The organism is Pseudomonas sp. Pseusp15, from assembly GCF_059492165.1.
In genome coordinates, this window is the sequence record NZ_CP168523.1 from 1,733,133 (window position 1) to 1,749,021 (window position 15,889).

The following is a 15,889-nucleotide window of genomic DNA, read 5'->3' on the forward strand; positions in this document are numbered from 1 at the left end:
CTCCCCGTGATTTTGCGGCAAACTGACAACACTCCTTGAACCAAGGCCACTGAATGAATCACTACACCCCGCGCGACTGGCAGCCCCACGAGCGGCCCAGCCTGCCCGGATCGCCCTCGACGCCGTTGCACTCCAACCCCAGGCGGCTGGCCTACGCGCTGGTGGGGGTGTTGGTGGCATTGACCGGTGGTCTCGGCAACTCGCTGGTGGTCGCCAACCTGCCGTATCTGCAAGGCGCGCTGGGCGCGACCACGGCCGAGATGGCCTGGCTGCCGGCGGCCTTTGTCATGACCAACGTGTCGATGAACCTGCTGCTGGTGAAGTTTCGTCAGCAGTTCGGCCTGCGGGCTTTCACCGAAGTGTTCCTGATGCTTTATGCGCTGGTGACCTTCGGCCATTTGTTCGTCAACGACCTGAGTTCGGCGATCGCCGTGCGCGCGGCCCACGGCATGGTCGGCGCAGCGCTGAGTTCGTTGGGCCTGTATTACATGATCCAGGCCTTCCCGGCGAAATGGCGGATGAAGGCGCTGGTATTGGGCCTCGGCACCTCGCAACTGGCTTTGCCCATGGCGCGGTTGTTTTCCGAAGACCTGCTGCAGATCGCCGAATGGCGCGGGCTGTACCTGTTCGAACTGGGCATGGCGCTGTTGTCCCTGGGCTGCGTGTTTCTGCTGAAACTGCCGCCGGGTGACCGCTTCAAGACCTTCGAAAAACTCGACTTCCTGACCTTCGCCATCCTCGCCACCGGCGTGGCCTTGCTCTGCGCGGTGTTGTCTTTGGGGCGGATCGACTGGTGGCTGGAAGCGCAGTGGATCGGCGTGGCGTCGGCGGCTTCGATCGTGTTGATCCTCGCGGGCCTGGCCATCGAGCACAATCGCAGCAACCCGATGCTGATGACCCGCTGGCTCGGCAGCGGGGCGATGATTCGCCTGGCCCTGGCGGTGATCCTGATTCGCATGGTGACGTCGGAACAGTCCACCGGCGCGGTGGGGTTCATGCAGACGCTGAACATGAGCAGTCAACAGCTGCACAGCCTGTATGTGGTGATGTTGATCGGCAGTATCGCCGGCCTGGTCACCAGCGCCCTGACCATCGACCCCAAGCACCTGATCATGCCGCTGAACATCTCCCTGGCGCTGATGGCGGTCGGTTCGGTGATGGACAGTTATTCGAACAACCTGACCCGCCCGGAAAACCTGTATTTCAGCCAGTTTCTGCTGGCCTTCGGCGGGACGTTCTTCCTCGGGCCGACCATGGTCTTCGGCATGCGTAACGTGCTGTCCAGCCCGCGCAACCTGGTGAGTTTCTCGGTGCTGTTCGGTATCTGTCAGAACCTCGGCGGCTTGATCGGCGCGGCACTACTGGGGACGTTCCAGATCGCGCGCGAGAAGTTTCATTCCAGTCACATCGTCGAGCAGCTGACGTTGCTCGACCCGCGTGTGGCGGCGCGGGTCCAGAGCGGCGGCAACGCGGTCGGCTCGATAATTGCCGACCCGAGCCTGCGCAACCTGCAGGGCATCCGTAGCCTGGCCGCTGCTGCCACTCGCGAGGCTAATGTCCTGGCCTATAACGATGTGTTCATGCTGATTGCCGTGATCGCGGTGCTGACCATGATCTGGATTTCCATTCGCGCCCTGTGGCTGATGAGCACTACCCAAGCCGTTGCCCCGGCGCCTGCCACTCCAACCAAACAATCCAGCGGTGCCACTTCTTCATGACCGAACCGACCACCACGACCACCAACACTATTGCCGCCACCCCCGAAGGCGTGACGCCGCCATCCTCGCCGGGCTCTGAACCGCGCTCGCTGGGGGTGCGGATCATCTCGTCCCTGGGCTTTGCGGCGATTGCTCTCGTCGGTGTACTGATCGTGTTGTACGCCTGGCAACTGCCACCGTTCAGCAGCGCGGTCGAGACCACGGAAAATGCCCTGGTGCGCGGGCAGGTGACGATCATCGGCCCGCAACTCAGCGGTTACGTGTACGAAGTGCCGGTGCAGGATTTCCAGTTTGTGAAGGCCGGGGATTTACTTGTGCGCCTCGACGACCGCATCTACAAGCAGCGTCTCGATCAATCCCTGGCACAACTGGCGGTGCAGAAAGCCGCGCTGGCCAACGTGGTGCAGCAACGCAACAGCGCCGAAGCGACCATCAAATTGCGTCAGGCCGCCGTCGCCGACGCCCAGGCACAGTTGCGCAAAAGTGAAGCGGATTTGCGCCGCAACAAAGAGCTGGTCGGTGATGGCTCGGTGTCGAAACGCGAGCTGGACGTGACCCTGGCCGCCAACGCCCAGACCGTTGCCGCCGTGGCGCAAGCCCAGGCCAATCTGGACATCGCCCGCCAGGATCTGCAAACGGTGATCGTCAATCGCGGCTCGCTGGAAGCGGCGGTGGCCAGTGCTGAAGCGGCGGTGCAACTGGCGCGGATCGACCTGTCGAACACCCGCGTGGTGGCGCCGCGCGACGGTCAACTCGGGCAGATCGGCGTGCGCCTTGGCGCCTACGTCAACTCCGGGGCGCAGCTGATGGCGTTGGTGCCGAACCAGTTGTGGGTGATCGCCAACATGAAGGAAACCCAGATGGACAACGTGCGGGTCGGCCAGCCGGTGAGCTTCACCGTCGATGCGCTGAACCACCAGAAATTTCACGGGCGGGTGCAGCGGATTTCACCGGCCACAGGCTCCGAGTTCAGTCTGCTGCAGGCTGACAATGCCACTGGCAACTTCGTCAAGATCGCCCAGCGGGTGCCGGTGCGGATCAGCGTCGATGCCGATCAGGAACAGAGCGAACGGCTGCGGCCGGGGATGTCGGTGGTGGTGAGTATTGATACCGCTGCGCCGATTACCCCTGACTGACACCGCCCTTGTAGGAGCGAGGTGTGTTTCAGTTGGCGATCATTGGGGGCAGGGTGCCCAGCAGTGAAACCGCCGCTACCGCGCCGATTCCCAGTATCCATTCCAGCATGACGCTGGTGCGCAACAGCCCCGGACGCTGCTGGCAATCTTTGACCCGCAGCCGATTGAACAGCGCCAACCCCAGCATCGCGATCACCAGCACAACCTTGATCAACAGAATCAGCGCAAACCCGGACAGCAACGGCGTCGGCCAGAACACGCCGGTCAGTACGCGCACGTTGATCAGGCCGGTCATCACCAACCCCGCCACCAACGTGTAACCGATCCCGCTGAAGCGTTGCAGTATCGCGCTCAAGGGATGATCGTCCGGTTGGCGCAGGGTCATCACCAGCAACATCAAACCACCGAGCCAGGCGCCGACGCACGTCAGGTGAACAATCTGGTTGAGGATTAACAGTTGGCCTTGCAGGCCATCGAGCATGGCGCCATGACCGACCGGGGCCAGGGTCGCCAGCAGCAGGCTGGAAAGGCCGATGTGCCAGGCCATGTTGGAACGCCAGGGCGTCAACAACAATGCCACGAGCAACAGATTTAGCAGCAGATGCCAGCGCCATACCTGACCGAAAAAGGTATTGCTCAGCACCAGGTTCAGCATCGCCGGGTCGAATGCCGCCTCCGGGGAACTGGCCATGCTGGCGGTGATCAGCAGCAACCAGCCGACGCCGCTGAGCAACGCCACCACGCTGAGCCAGCGGGTCACTCGCGCCAGTGCCGGATCCAGCCATTTCGTTTCGCGGCCCAACAGCAAAGGCCTGAACACCCAGGCCCCAAACAGCATCAGCACCACGGTGAAATGCAGGAAGCGGCACAGCACCAGCGCCTCGGTCATGAATTACTGACCCACCTTGAAGCGGTAGGCGCCTTCACTTTTATGGGTGTCGACCGACACGGCATGCCATTCGACCTTGTAATCGCCAGCGGCCAACGGCGCTGCCGGGGTGACGATCAGGGTTTTCTTGTCGCTGCCTTCAGTGGCCAGGCTTTTCACCGGCACGTCGGCACCGTCCTTGCTGATCGTCACTTTGGTGAACGATGCTTCAACCCCTTCGGAAAACACCAGGCGCAGTTCCGTAGGCGCGCTCACCGTGCTGTCGGCCGCCGGGGTCTGGCTTTTCAGATGGGCGTGGGCAAACACCGATGAGGCGGCGAGCAGCGAGCCGAGCAGGGCAGCGGTGGTCAGGGCGTTCTTGATCAGCATCGTGAAGACCTCAGCGGCAGGTTCAAAGTGGCGGGCAGTTTACCTGCCGCAGGGCTGCTGTACGAAGTTTCGTTTTCCCCTGTCGCCGCGACGTAGAGCGGATGCTAGTCTTGAGCAACGCTGTTGTCAGGGAGCCCTCATGGGCAATCACAAGATCGAGATTCGTCGCAGTAACGTCGAAAAAATCCTGTTGGCGGCCGAAAAGGTCTTCGCCGAAAAAGGCTTCGGCAGCACCGCCATGGCCGACATCGCCGCTGAAGTGCAACTGCCGCGCTCCAACCTGCATTACTACTTCAGCACCAAGAGTGAGCTGTACAGCGCGGTGCTCCTGGGTTTGCTGGAGGTCTGGAAGCAGGACGCCCTGTGCTTCGAAATGTTCGACGACCCGCGCGTGGTGCTCAGCAGCTACATCCGCGCCAAGATGAACCATTCCCGCAGCCGGCCGTACGGTTCGAAAGTCTGGGCCAACGAAATCATCCACGGCGCGCCGACCCTCGGTGAGAAGCTGGACGCGAGCCTGTACGACTGGGCCAAGATGAAGGAAGCGAAAATTCGCCAGTGGGTGGAAGACAAACGCATCCTGCCGGTGGAGCCTTCCAGCCTGTTGTACATGATCTGGGCCTCGACCCAGCACTACGCCGACTTCGATCATCAGGTGAACATCCTGAATGATCATCAGCCGTTGTCGGACATGCAGTTCGAACGGGCGGTGCAGACGGTGACCAGTGTGATCTTGCGTGGGATCGGGTTGGAGCCTTGAGGTTGGTGGTGCGGCTGCCGACCTCTTCGCGGGCAAGCCTCGCTCCTACAGATTTAGCGTCGATCATTTGATGTGGCTCGACATTAAACTGTAGGAGCGAGGCTTGCCCGCGAAGGCGTCAGTTCAGGCAACGCTGCGTTCAGACCGTGACATGGTAGGGATTCCTCGGATCATGGTTCCAATCCAGAAACGGCTTGCCCGTATCCACCGGCACCATCTCGATGCAATCCTGCACCGGGCAGGTGATCTGGCACAGGTTGCAGCCCACGCACTCCTCATCGATCACTTGATATTTATGCGTGCCGTCCGCCTGTTTGAGGCTGGCAATCGCCTGGTGCGAGGTGTCTTCGCAAGCGATGTGGCAGCGACCGCAACCGATGCACGCCTCCTGATCGATTTTCGCAATCACCTGATAGTTGATGTCCAGGTACTTCCAGTCCGTGGTATTGCCCACTGCGCGCCCGGAAAAATCCGACACGCGGGCGTAGCCCTGACTGTCCATCCAGCGTGACAAACCGTCCTTCATCTCCTCGACAATCCGGAAGCCATGCAGCATCGCCGCCGTGCACACCTGCACCGAGCCGCTGCCCAGGGCAATGAATTCCGCCGCATCGCGCCAACTGCCGATGCCGCCAATGCCGCTGATCGGCAAGCCCTGGGTCTGCGGGTCGCGGGCGATCTCGGCGACCATGTTCAACGCAATCGGCTTCACTGCCGAGCCGCAATAACCGCCGTGGGTGCTTTGGCTGCCGACGGCGGGATTGGCGACCATGCGCTCCAGATTGACGCTGGTGATCGAGTTGATGGTGTTGATCAACGACACCGCATCGGCGCCACCACGGTGGGCGGCGCGGGCGGCGACGCGGATGTCGGTGATGTTTGGCGTGAGCTTGACGATCACCGGCAACGAGCAATAGGTCTTGCACCAGCGAGTGACTTGTTCGACGTATTCCGGCACCTGGCCGACCGCCGCGCCCATGCCCCGTTCCGGCATGCCGTGGGGGCAACCGAAATTCAGCTCGATGCCATCGGCGCCGGTGGCTTCCACCAGCGGCAGGATGTTTTTCCACGACTCCTCGACGCAGGGCACCATCAGCGACACGATCAGTGCGCGGTCCGGCCAGTCCTTTTTGACCTGGGTGATTTCCCGCAGGTTGATCTCCAGCGAACGGTCGGTGATCAGCTCGATGTTGTTGAAGCCCATGACTTCACGGTTAGCCCCGAAGTGCGCCGAGTAGCGTGAGGACACGTTGACTGCCGCCGGGTCTTCCCCCAGGGTTTTCCAGACCACGCCACCCCAGCCAGCCTCGAACGCACGGACCACGTTGTAGGCTTTGTCGGTCGGCGGCGCGGAAGCGAGCCAGAACGGGTTGGGGGCCTTGATGCCGGCGAAGACAATCGAGAGATCGGCCATTTACGCAGCCTCCACGTTGAGCATGAGTTGAGCGTTGATCGCCTCGGCGGCCAGCTTGCCGTGCTGCACGGCTTGCACGGTGAGGTCCTGATCGAGGCTGGTGCAGTCGCCACCGGCATACACGCCGGGAATGCTGGTGCGCAGCTGCTCGTCGACGAGGATGCGATCGCCCTGACGCTTGAGTTCACGGGCCAGCGGGTCGGCGAGGGCGGAAGTGTCGAAGGTCTGGCCGATGGCTTTGAAGATCGCATCGGCGGCCAGTTCAAAGGTTTCGCCGGTGGTTTGCAGGCGACCTTCCACCAGGCGGGTACGGGCGAAGCGCATGCCGCGCACATTGCCCTGATCGTCGAGCAGCACCTCTTCGGGTTGCGCCCAGGTCAACAGCCGCACCTGATTGGCCTTGGCGATGTCCTGTTCGTGACCGGTGGCGCCCATGTCCGCGACACCACGGCGGTACACCAGGTTCACGTCCCGGGCACCGAGACGGGCCATTTGCACGGCCATGTCGATGGCGGTGTTGCCGGCACCGAGGACGATGCAGCGTTCGGCCAGCGGCAGTTGCGTCAGGTCATCGGCCTGGCGCAGTTCGCGGATGTAGTCGGTGGCGGGGAGCAGGCCGGGGGCATCCTCGTTGGGCAGGCCCAGTTGTTTGCTGGCGGCCAGGCCCAGGCCGAGGAACACCGCGTCGAATTGCTGATGCAGTTCGCTGAGGGTCAGGTTGTCGCCGAGTTTCTGCCCGTGACGAATCTCGATCCCGCCAATCCCCATCAGGAACTCAAGCTCCTTCTGCGCGTAGTCGTCCACCAGCTTGTACTTGGCGATCCCGTATTCGTTGAGGCCGCCGGCCTTTTCCCGGGCCTCGAAAATCACTACGTCATGGCCGTGCATGGCGCTGCGGTGCGCGCAGGACAAACCGGCCGGGCCTGCCCCCACCACGGCAATGCGCTTGCCGGTTGCGGCGGCGCGCTGGAACGGGTGTTCGCTGAAGTGTGCGTTGTCCACGGCATAGCGTTGCAACAGGCCGATCAGTACCGGCGCGCATTCCTGGGCGTTGTTGCGCACGCAGGCTTGCTCGCAGAGGATTTCCGTCGGACAGACCCGGGCACAACTGCCACCGAGGATGTTGGCCGAGAGGATTTTCTGCGCCGCACCCTGCACGTTTTCCTGATGGATATTGCGGATGAACGATGGAATGTCGATGTCGCTTGGGCACGCGTTCACGCACGGCGCGTCGTAGCAATACAGGCAGCGCGAGGCTTCCAGATGCGCCTGACGCTCGTTGAGCGGCGGCGCCAGGTCGGTGAAATGGCCGGCGAGGGCGGCCGCGTCCTCATGGGGATGCGGGAGGTGGTTCAAAGTCTTGATCACGGTGTTGGCCTCACGGTTAATTGAGGTACTGCCTCTGGTGGGCATTGGTTTTTTCGCATCATCCTGTGGCGAGGGAGCTTGCTCCCGCTGGGTGGCGAAGCCGCCCCACATCCTGCCAAATCGGTTGTCCTGCCCCCCCGAGTCGACTGGCTTTGGGCCTGCTGCGCAGTCCAGCGGGAGCAAGCTCCCTCGCCACAGAGGGCAGATCAGCGTTTCACTGCGGTCGGCTTGTGCAACTCAGCCCGCTTGCTCAGCAAATCAAACACCGCCGGATACGCCGGCCGTTCGATATACCGGCCCGCGCCACGCTCGGCGCGCAAATCACCATCGGCCCACACCACACGGCCCTGGCTGACGGTGTGACTCGGTACGCCACGCACGGTCTTGCCTTCGAAGATGTTGAAGTCGACCTGCTGGTGGTGAGTCTTGGCTGAAATCGTCCGCGTGCCTTCCGGGTCCCACAGCACCAGATCGGCATCGGCACCGACACGGATCGCACCTTTGCGCGGGTAGAGGTTGAAGATCTTCGCGGTGTTGGTGGAGGTGAGCGCTACGAAGTGCTGCATCGACAAACGCCCGGTGTTCACCCCTTCATCCCAAAGCACTGCCATGCGGTCTTCGATACCGGCGGTGCCGTTGGGGATCTTGCTGAAGTCGTCACGGCCGGCGGCTTTTTGCTCGGCGCAGAAGCAGCAGTGGTCGGTGGCGGTGGTGTGCAGGTTGCCCGCTTGCAGGCCGTGCCAAAGGGCTTCTTGATGACCGCGCGGGCGGAAGGGTGGGCTCATCACGTAACCGGCGGCGGTCTGCCAGTCCGGGTGTTGGTAAACGCTGTCGTCCAGCAGCAGATGCCCGGCCAGCACTTCGCCGTACACCGGTTGGCCCTTGGCGCGGGCGTAGGTGATTTCGTCGAGGGCTTCCTTGGTCGAGACGTGGACCAGGTACAGCGGCGTGCCCAACGTTTCGGCAATGCGGATCGCCCGGCTCGCGGCTTCACCTTCCACCTGCGAAGGTCGTGATAGCGGATGTGCTTCCGGCCCGGTGATGCCCTGGGCCATCAACTTGCGTTGCAGGTGATAGACCAGCTCGCCGTTTTCCGCGTGCACGGTCGGCACCGCGCCCAATTCCAGGCAGCGCTCGAAACTCGCCACCAGCGTATCGTCGGCGGCCATGATCGCGTTCTTGTAGGCCATGAAATGCTTGAAGCTGTTGACCCCGTGCTGGCTGACCAGCTCGGCCATTTCCTCGCGGACTTGCTCGCTCCACCAGGTGATGGCGACGTGAAAGCCGTAGTCAGACGCCGACTTCTCGGCCCAGCCACGCCATTGATGAAAGGCCTCCATCAATGATTGCTGTGGGTTGGGTATCACGAAGTCGATGATCGACGTGGTGCCACCGGCCAATCCCGCTGCGGTGCCGCTGAAAAAATCTTCGCTGGCCACCGTGCCCATGAAGGGCAGTTGCATGTGCGTGTGCGGATCGATGCCGCCGGGCATCAGGTATTGGCCGCTGCCGTCGAGCACTTGCGCATCGGCGGGAACATCGAGGTTTTCACCGATGGCTTTGATCACGCCGTCGGCGCAATAGACGTCGGCGCGATAACTTTCATCATGGGTAATAACGGTGGCGCCACGGATCAACAGAGACATTCCGAGTTCCTCGCAGGCATGACCGACTATTGCCGGTTCTAGATGTTTTATATGAAGCAGACGCCAATCGGTGTATTCCTGTCAGCGCTGTCAAGAATAGACGCTAGCTGCAGTTTGTGGATTGAGCAAGAATATTTTTTATAAGCTTATTATTGTTTTAACTATTTGATAAATAACAATAAAAAATGAAAATCACCAAAATGGTGAGACCGCTCACCATTTTGACGCACTTGACAGGTTGGAAATATGGTCAAGATTTTCTATGTGAAATCAGCCGGTTGAGGATGGTCTATGGTTGATGCGCAACCTTACAAAAAAGATCGACGCACCAGATTGAGTCCTGACTGTTCGGACAACTTGCCTGGCATTCGGCCTGAGTGACAGGGCAACTGACCGGGGACTCGCTAGTTGGATAAATAAAGCTGATTAACATCAGTTGGTTAGCAAAGTTTTATGGCACTGCCCGAGGCGCAAGCGGGGCACCCGGCACGTTTATTGATGCCGCCGCTGACACCGTGGCCGGTCCGTAAAAGTTGTCAGTTTCTCCGGCCATCGTCCGGCTCGCGCGCATTGCGCCAGCCTCTGATGAGCAAAAATAATCAAAAGAACAGTGGAGCGGCCATGCAACAGATCAGATCGCAAGTGACCGAGCGCGACGGCTTGTTTGAGCTCGAAGCCGGCAGCGATGTCCTCGACAGTCCCCGATACAACCACGACATGGCTCCGACCAAGGTGCGCGAACGAACCTGGAACAAATGGCACATCACCGCGCTGTGGGTCGGCATGGCGATCTGCGTGCCGACTTACACCCTCGGCGGCGTACTCACGGCCTACTTCGGCCTGACCGTGGGCGAAGCGCTGCTGGCGATTCTGTTCGCCAATATCATCGTGCTGATCCCGCTGACCCTGAATGCCTTCCCCGGCACCAAGTACGGCATTCCGTTTCCGGTATTGCTGCGCTCGTCCTTCGGCATTCTCGGTTCCAACATCCCGTGCCTGATCCGCGCCCTGGTGGCGTGTGGCTGGTTCGGCATCCAGACCATGTTCGGCGGGCTGGCGATTCACCTGTTTCTCGGCTCGGTGTTCGATGGCTGGAAGGCCCTCGGCGGTACCGGCGAGGTGATCGGCTTCATGCTGTTCTGGGCCTTGAACCTGTGGGTGGTGATTCGCGGCGCGGACTCGATCAAGTGGCTGGAAACCCTATCGGCGCCGTTGTTGGTACTGGTGGGCGTGGGCCTGCTGGTGTGGGCTATGCCAAACGTGTCGATGACCGAGTTGCTGGCGATCCCGGCCAAGCGTCCGGAAGGGGCCGGCGTGGCCAGTTATTTTGCCGCCGGGCTGACCGCCATGGTCGGCTTCTGGGCCACTTTGTCGCTGAATATTCCAGACTTCAGCCGCTACGCGAAAAGCCAGAAGGACCAGATCGTCGGGCAGATCATCGGTTTACCCCTGACCATGTTCCTGTTCGCCTCCCTCGGCGTGGTGATGACGGCCGCGTCGGTCAAACTGGTGGGTGTCACCGTCTCTGATCCGGTCACCCTGATCGGCCATATCCAGAGCCCGGTCTGGGTCGCACTGGCCATGGCGCTGATCATCATCGCCACCTTGTCCACCAACACTGCGGCCAACATCGTGTCGCCAACCAACGATTTCCAGAACGTCGCGCCCAAGTACATCAACCGCACCACGGCGGTGATGCTCACGGGGTTGGTCGGGTTGGCGCTGATGGCCCATGAACTGCTGAAAAAGCTCGGGCTGATTGTCTCGGATCTGAGCCTGGAGACGGTGTATTCCAACTGGTTGCTCGGCTATTCGAGCCTGCTGGGGCCGATCGCCGGGATCATGGTGGTGGACTATTTCCTGATCAAGAAACAGCAACTGGATCTGGCCGGCCTCTATCGTGATGACGTGTACCCGGCGTGGAACGGGTTTGGCTTCATCGCGTTCGGCGTGCCGGTGGTGTTGACGCTGCTGTCGCTGGGCAGCGATGCCTTCAGCTGGTTCTACAGCTACGGCTGGTTCACCGGCTCGGCCTTGGGAGGGCTGATTTATTACGGGTTGAGTTCGATGCGGCCGAGTCCGACTGTCGTGAAATCTCCAGTGTGATGAGTGATCGTTCCCACGCTCTGCGTGGGAACGCAGCCAGGGACGCTCCGCGTTCCAGGAGCGGACGCAGAGCGTCCAGGGATGAATTCCCATGCGGGGCGTGGGAACTAGCGAAGAAACCGATAACAACTGCCTGAGGAGATCACCATGAACGCTGCTGTAGACGTTCTGCAATCCACCCATCAGCACATCAATCGCGACCGTCTGTGGCAGTCGCTCATGGACCTGGCCAAGCTCGGCGCGACGGTCAAGGGCGGTGTCTGCCGGCTGGCCCTGACCGACCTCGACCGCCAGGCGCGCGATATCTTCGTGAAGTGGTGCGAGGAGGCCGGTTGCACGGTCAGCATCGACGCCGTCGGCAACATCTTCGCCCGTCGTCCGGGGCGCAATCCGAACCTGCCACCGGTAATGACCGGCAGCCACATCGACACTCAGCCCACCGGCGGCAAGTTCGACGGTTGCTTCGGCGTGCTGGCCGGGGTCGAAGTCTTACGTACCCTCAACGACCTCGGCGTGGAAACCGAAGCGCCGCTGGAAGTGGTGGTCTGGACCAACGAGGAAGGCTCACGCTTCGCCCCGTGCATGATGGGCTCCGGCGTGTTCGCGGAAAAATTCACCCTCGAGGAAACCCTGGCCAAGGTCGATGCCGAGGGCGTGACTGTCGGCGAAGCCTTGAACGCCATCGGTTACGCCGGGCCGCGCCAGGTCAGCGGTCATGCTGTGGGTGCGTACTTCGAGGCGCACATCGAGCAAGGGCCGATTCTTGAGGACGAACACAAAACCATCGGCGTGGTGATGGGCGCGCTGGGGCAGAAATGGTTCGACTTGAAACTGCGCGGCGTCGAAGCCCACGCCGGTCCGACGCCAATGCACCTGCGCAAGGACGCGCTGGTCGGCGCCGCGGTGATCGTTGGCGCAGTCAATCGCGCAGCCCTCGGTCATCAACCCCACGCCTGCGGCACCGTCGGCTGCCTGCAAGCCTATCCCGGTTCGCGCAACGTGATTCCCGGCGAAGTGCGCATGACCCTGGACTTCCGTCATCTGGAACCGGCGCGACTCGACTCAATGATCGCCGAAGTCCGCGAGGTCATCGAAACCACCTGCGAGCAACACGGCCTGACCTTCGAACTGACACCCACCGCCGACTTCCCGCCGCTGTATTTCGACAAGGGCTGCGTCGAAGCGGTACGCGGTGCGGCTCAAGGGCTCGGTCTGTCGCACATGGACATCGTCAGTGGAGCAGGGCACGACGCAATCTTCCTCGCCGAACTCGGCCCGGCCGGGATGATCTTCGTGCCTTGTGAAGGTGGCATCAGCCACAACGAAATCGAAAACGCCGCGCCGGATGATCTGGCCGCCGGGTGCGCCGTGTTGTTGCGGGCGATGCTGGCGGCGTCGCAGGCGATTGCCAGTGGTAAGCAGGCGGCTTGACCACTGGCCTGGCGGGGATGCTCAACGGCGGGTTTGCAGCGCTTTGAACATCAGCATCCCCGCCAGCATGGCGATGGCGAACACCCAGGCCTGCCAGTGCCCCGTCGGCAACAACACCAGTGCCGGGCCGGGGCAGATGCCGGCAATACCCCAACCGATGCCGAAGAGCAGGCTGCCACCGATCAGGCGTCGGTCCAGCTCACGGCTGACCGGCAATTGCATAGGCGCACCCAGCAAGGACGTCGATTGTTTCATGGCCCAGTGAAACGGCCCCCAAGCCACGGCAATGGCGCCGATCATGACCAGCGCCAGTGACGGATCCCACAGGCCGGCAATGTCCAGAAAACCCAGCACTTTGGCCGGGTTCGCCATGCCGGCCAGCAACAGGCCGACGCCGAACAGCAGGCCGGCGAGGAAAGCGGTCAGTTTGCGCATGTTCAATACCCCAGCAGATGGCGCAGGACGAACACGGTCACGAAGCCTGTGAACATGAAACTCAATGTCGCGGCAATGGAGCGTGGTGACAGGCGCGAGATACCGCACACGCCGTGGCCACTGGTGCAGCCGGAGCCATAACGAGTGCCGATGCCGACGCACAATCCGGCGATGATCAGCCCCACCGTACCGGTTTTGAATTCGATGGTCGGCCACACATGAAACAGCGCCCACACCAACGGTGCCGCCAACAGTCCGAGCAGGAACAGGGCTTTCTCACCTCGTCCTGAATCATTACGCTCAAGCAGGCTGCCCAACAGCCCGCTGATCCCGGCAACTCGCCCGTTGGCCACCACCATTACGCTTGCGGCGAGGCCAATCAGCGCTCCTCCCGCGAGGGCAGACCAGGGGGTGAAGTGAAGAGAATCAAACACCATGGCAACTCTCCGTATAGACAAAAAGCGGCACTAAACCACTCTTTCCCTATTGAGCATAGGGCTACTTTGGGAGGGCCGCGGGTGCCAGGCTTTTTGCACTATCACAAACGTCTGCGGTCGTAATCTTCACTGGGCAGCGCGCAAAAGTGCCGCCGCAATTGTGGAGTTCCAATGAGCCAGGACGTCCTGAGCACTGAAACCAATCGCCGCCAGTTGCAGCAGATCATCGCCGGCCTGTCCGATGGGGTGATTCTGCTGGAGCTCGACCAGACCATTCTCTGGGCCAATGACGCCGCGCTGGCCATGCACGGTGTCAGCGAGATTGGCGAGTTGGGGGCCAATGCCGGGGAGTACGCCAAGCGTTTTGCCTTGCGTTATCGCAACAATCATCCGGTAGCGATCGAGAACTATCCGATCAGCCGCGTGGCCCATGGCGAGACGTTCAGCGATGTGATGGTGGAGGTGACGCAGCTGGAAAATGAAGAGCGCACCTGGGTTCACAGCGTGCGCAGCATGGTGCTGGCGGACCGTGCCGGTGAGCCGGAATCGTTGGTGCTGATCATGAACGATGTCACCGACTGGGCCAGCGCCGAGCAGCGTTTCGAAAGGACCTTCAACGCCAACCCGGCCCCGGCAGTGATCTGCCGCCTCAGCGATTTGCGCTACATCAAGGTCAACCAGGGCTTCGTGGACATGACCGGCTATGCCCGTGATCAGGTGATCGGCGCTTCGGCTTATGAGCTGGATGTGCTGGAGCGCGCCGAGAACAAGGACCTGGCCAAGCAGCGTCTGCGTGACGGCGCGACCATTCCGCAGATGCAGGCAGAACTGCAATTGGCCGACGGTGGCAGCAAGCAGGTGATCGTTGCCGGGCAACCGCTTGAGCTCAACGACGAAGCTTGCATGCTGTTTTCCTTCGTCGACATGGAGCTTCGGCACAAGGCCGAAATCGCCCTGCGCCAGAGCGAGGAACGGTTCGCCAAAGCCTTTCGCCTCACTCCGGTGCCGATCCTGGTGTGCCGCGCCGCCGACCAAGTGGTGATGGACGTCAACGAAGCCTTTCTCGAGTCTCTGGCGTACCCCAGTGATGAGGTGCTCGGCAAGACCGTGGCGCAACTCGGTTTCATTGATGACGCGGGCGCTCGCACGCGACTGTTTGCGACCCTGGAGAAAAGCGGGCGCGTGGATCGTGTCGATGTCAGGGTGCGCCGGAAGGATGCCGGGCTGATTGATTGTGCGGTCTCGGCGGACACCGTGAACATTCAGGATGGCTCTTGCTACCTGCTGGTGTTGATGGACATCACCGAGCGCAAACGCACCGAGCTGGAGTTGGTGTCGGCGATTGAAGAGGTGATGAAAGATGCGTCCTGGTTCAGCCGCACGCTGATCGAAAAACTGGCCAATGTGAAGAACGTCAATTCGCCGCAGTTACTCAGTGTGTCGTTCACCGACATGACCACCCGGGAGCGCGATGTGCTCGGCCTGATTTGTGAAGGCCTGGCCGACAAGGAGATCGCCGCGCGCCTGAAACTCGCGCCCAATACAGTGCGCAATCATGTGTCGACGGTGTATTCCAAACTCGATGTGCATAGCCGTAGCGAGGCGATTGTCTGGGCTCGCGAGCGAGGTCTGTTCTCCGGCGTGAAGCGGACCAAGGGGCAACGTTAAGGTGCAAATGCACTAGTGCGGGTGGTGCAATTTCATGTATTGATCAGATGGGGCTTTTTTCTAGGCTGTCGGGGTGCGAGACGTGGCTTGGGCCCGGTATCGCGTCCTCTTCGATGCAGCTGAAGGAGCAACCTCATGGGTGCGAAAAGAACAGGCGGGCAGTCGACGTTACGCTGTCGCCAAGGTGAGTCGGGATGAGTTACCTGGTGCAATTGCGTATGCGGTTGGAGCGGAGCTTTTTGCCGTTGGCCTGTGAGTGTGCGCTTGCCGGGGATAATTCGTTGACGGTGAAGCTTTACCATCCGGCGACAGGGCAGGTGGATCTGGTGGTCAGCGGGTTGAACGTGGCGACGCTCCGGACGCCGGAGGCAGTGGCGGCGTTGATTGAAGAGCTGCGCTATGAGCTTGAAAGCAGTGGCTTGAATCGATCCTCCGCTCTTTAGGCGTCATATCCCGCAGGCCTGCGGTAATGGAATGGTCGCTGTCTTTCTGGCATTGGCGGGTAGCTAAGC

The 15,889-nt window shown here is 61.3% G+C and carries 14 protein-coding genes; 7 read left to right on the forward strand and 7 right to left on the reverse strand.

Translation table 11 applies throughout. The annotated features are described in order from the left end of the window. Positions 1–53 precede the first annotated feature (53 nt). Both ACEN8R_RS07950 and ACEN8R_RS07955 read left to right on the forward strand, forming a co-directional pair. The gene (locus ACEN8R_RS07950) at positions 54–1,718 is read left to right on the forward strand and encodes an MFS transporter (protein WP_495624734.1); all 1,665 of its coding nucleotides are present in this window, start codon (positions 54–56) and stop codon (positions 1,716–1,718) included. Continuing rightward, a complete protein-coding gene (locus tag ACEN8R_RS07955) occupies positions 1,715–2,854 on the forward strand; it encodes an HlyD family secretion protein (RefSeq protein ID WP_018929689.1) in 1,140 nt (379 codons plus the stop codon). Before ACEN8R_RS07950 ends, ACEN8R_RS07955 begins: the two co-directional genes overlap by 4 nt. Positions 2,855–2,882: 28 nt before the next feature. Here ACEN8R_RS07955 and copD read toward each other — a convergent pair whose 3' ends face one another. Then, on the reverse strand, positions 2,883–3,743 hold the full coding sequence (copD, locus tag ACEN8R_RS07960; protein WP_495624735.1) for a copper homeostasis membrane protein CopD: 861 nt from the start codon (positions 3,741–3,743) through the stop codon (positions 2,883–2,885). Positions 3,744–3,746: 3 nt separating this feature from the next. Then, entirely contained in the window at positions 3,747–4,112 is a 366-nt protein-coding gene (gene copC, locus ACEN8R_RS07965) for a copper homeostasis periplasmic binding protein CopC (RefSeq protein WP_495624736.1), read from the reverse strand. Between the two features lie 139 nt (positions 4,113–4,251). Here copC and ACEN8R_RS07970 point away from each other — a divergent pair, with 139 nt between their 5' ends. Further along, a complete protein-coding gene (locus tag ACEN8R_RS07970; protein WP_007937670.1) occupies positions 4,252–4,872 on the forward strand; it encodes a TetR/AcrR family transcriptional regulator in 621 nt (206 codons plus the stop codon). Positions 4,873–5,011: 139 nt separating this feature from the next. On the opposite strand, the gene preA is transcribed toward ACEN8R_RS07970, so the two are convergent. From preA to hydA, 3 genes are all read right to left on the reverse strand, one after another. Beyond that, entirely contained in the window at positions 5,012–6,286 is a 1,275-nt protein-coding gene (preA, locus tag ACEN8R_RS07975; RefSeq protein ID WP_064618286.1) for an NAD-dependent dihydropyrimidine dehydrogenase subunit PreA, read from the reverse strand. Further along, positions 6,287–7,654: an NAD(P)-dependent oxidoreductase gene (locus ACEN8R_RS07980; RefSeq protein WP_138867746.1), complete on the reverse strand. Its 1,368-nt coding sequence runs from the start codon at positions 7,652–7,654 to the stop codon at positions 6,287–6,289. Between the two features lie 206 nt (positions 7,655–7,860). Beyond that, entirely contained in the window at positions 7,861–9,300 is a 1,440-nt protein-coding gene (gene hydA, locus ACEN8R_RS07985; RefSeq protein WP_018929684.1) for a dihydropyrimidinase, read from the reverse strand. A gap of 621 nt (positions 9,301–9,921) precedes the next feature. On the opposite strand from hydA, the gene ACEN8R_RS07990 reads away from it, so the two are divergent. Together ACEN8R_RS07990 and ACEN8R_RS07995 are read left to right on the forward strand one after the other, a co-directional pair. Further along, positions 9,922–11,406 carry an NCS1 family nucleobase:cation symporter-1 gene (locus ACEN8R_RS07990; RefSeq protein WP_018929683.1) on the forward strand — a complete coding sequence of 495 codons (1,485 nt, stop codon included), beginning with the start codon at positions 9,922–9,924 and terminating at the stop codon, positions 11,404–11,406. Between the two features lie 147 nt (positions 11,407–11,553). After that, positions 11,554–12,837, forward strand: coding sequence for a Zn-dependent hydrolase (locus tag ACEN8R_RS07995; protein WP_111453504.1), 1,284 nt, complete (start codon positions 11,554–11,556; stop codon positions 12,835–12,837). 21 nt (positions 12,838–12,858) lie between these two features. On the opposite strand, the gene ACEN8R_RS08000 is transcribed toward ACEN8R_RS07995, so the two are convergent. Both ACEN8R_RS08000 and ACEN8R_RS08005 read right to left on the reverse strand, forming a co-directional pair. Beyond that, on the reverse strand, positions 12,859–13,272 hold the full coding sequence (locus ACEN8R_RS08000) for a DUF6691 family protein (protein ID WP_477745666.1): 414 nt from the start codon (positions 13,270–13,272) through the stop codon (positions 12,859–12,861). 2 nt (positions 13,273–13,274) lie between these two features. After that, positions 13,275–13,709, reverse strand: coding sequence for a YeeE/YedE family protein (locus tag ACEN8R_RS08005; protein WP_111453505.1), 435 nt, complete (start codon positions 13,707–13,709; stop codon positions 13,275–13,277). A gap of 171 nt (positions 13,710–13,880) precedes the next feature. On the opposite strand from ACEN8R_RS08005, the gene ACEN8R_RS08010 reads away from it, so the two are divergent. Beyond that, positions 13,881–15,377, forward strand: coding sequence for a helix-turn-helix transcriptional regulator (locus ACEN8R_RS08010; protein ID WP_495624737.1), 1,497 nt, complete (start codon positions 13,881–13,883; stop codon positions 15,375–15,377). Positions 15,378–15,571: 194 nt separating this feature from the next. Continuing rightward, positions 15,572–15,820 (forward strand): DUF1652 domain-containing protein, encoded by a 249-nt coding sequence (locus ACEN8R_RS08015; RefSeq protein ID WP_064618276.1) that lies wholly within the window; start codon positions 15,572–15,574, stop codon positions 15,818–15,820. The last annotated feature ends 69 nt before the right edge of the window (positions 15,821–15,889 follow it).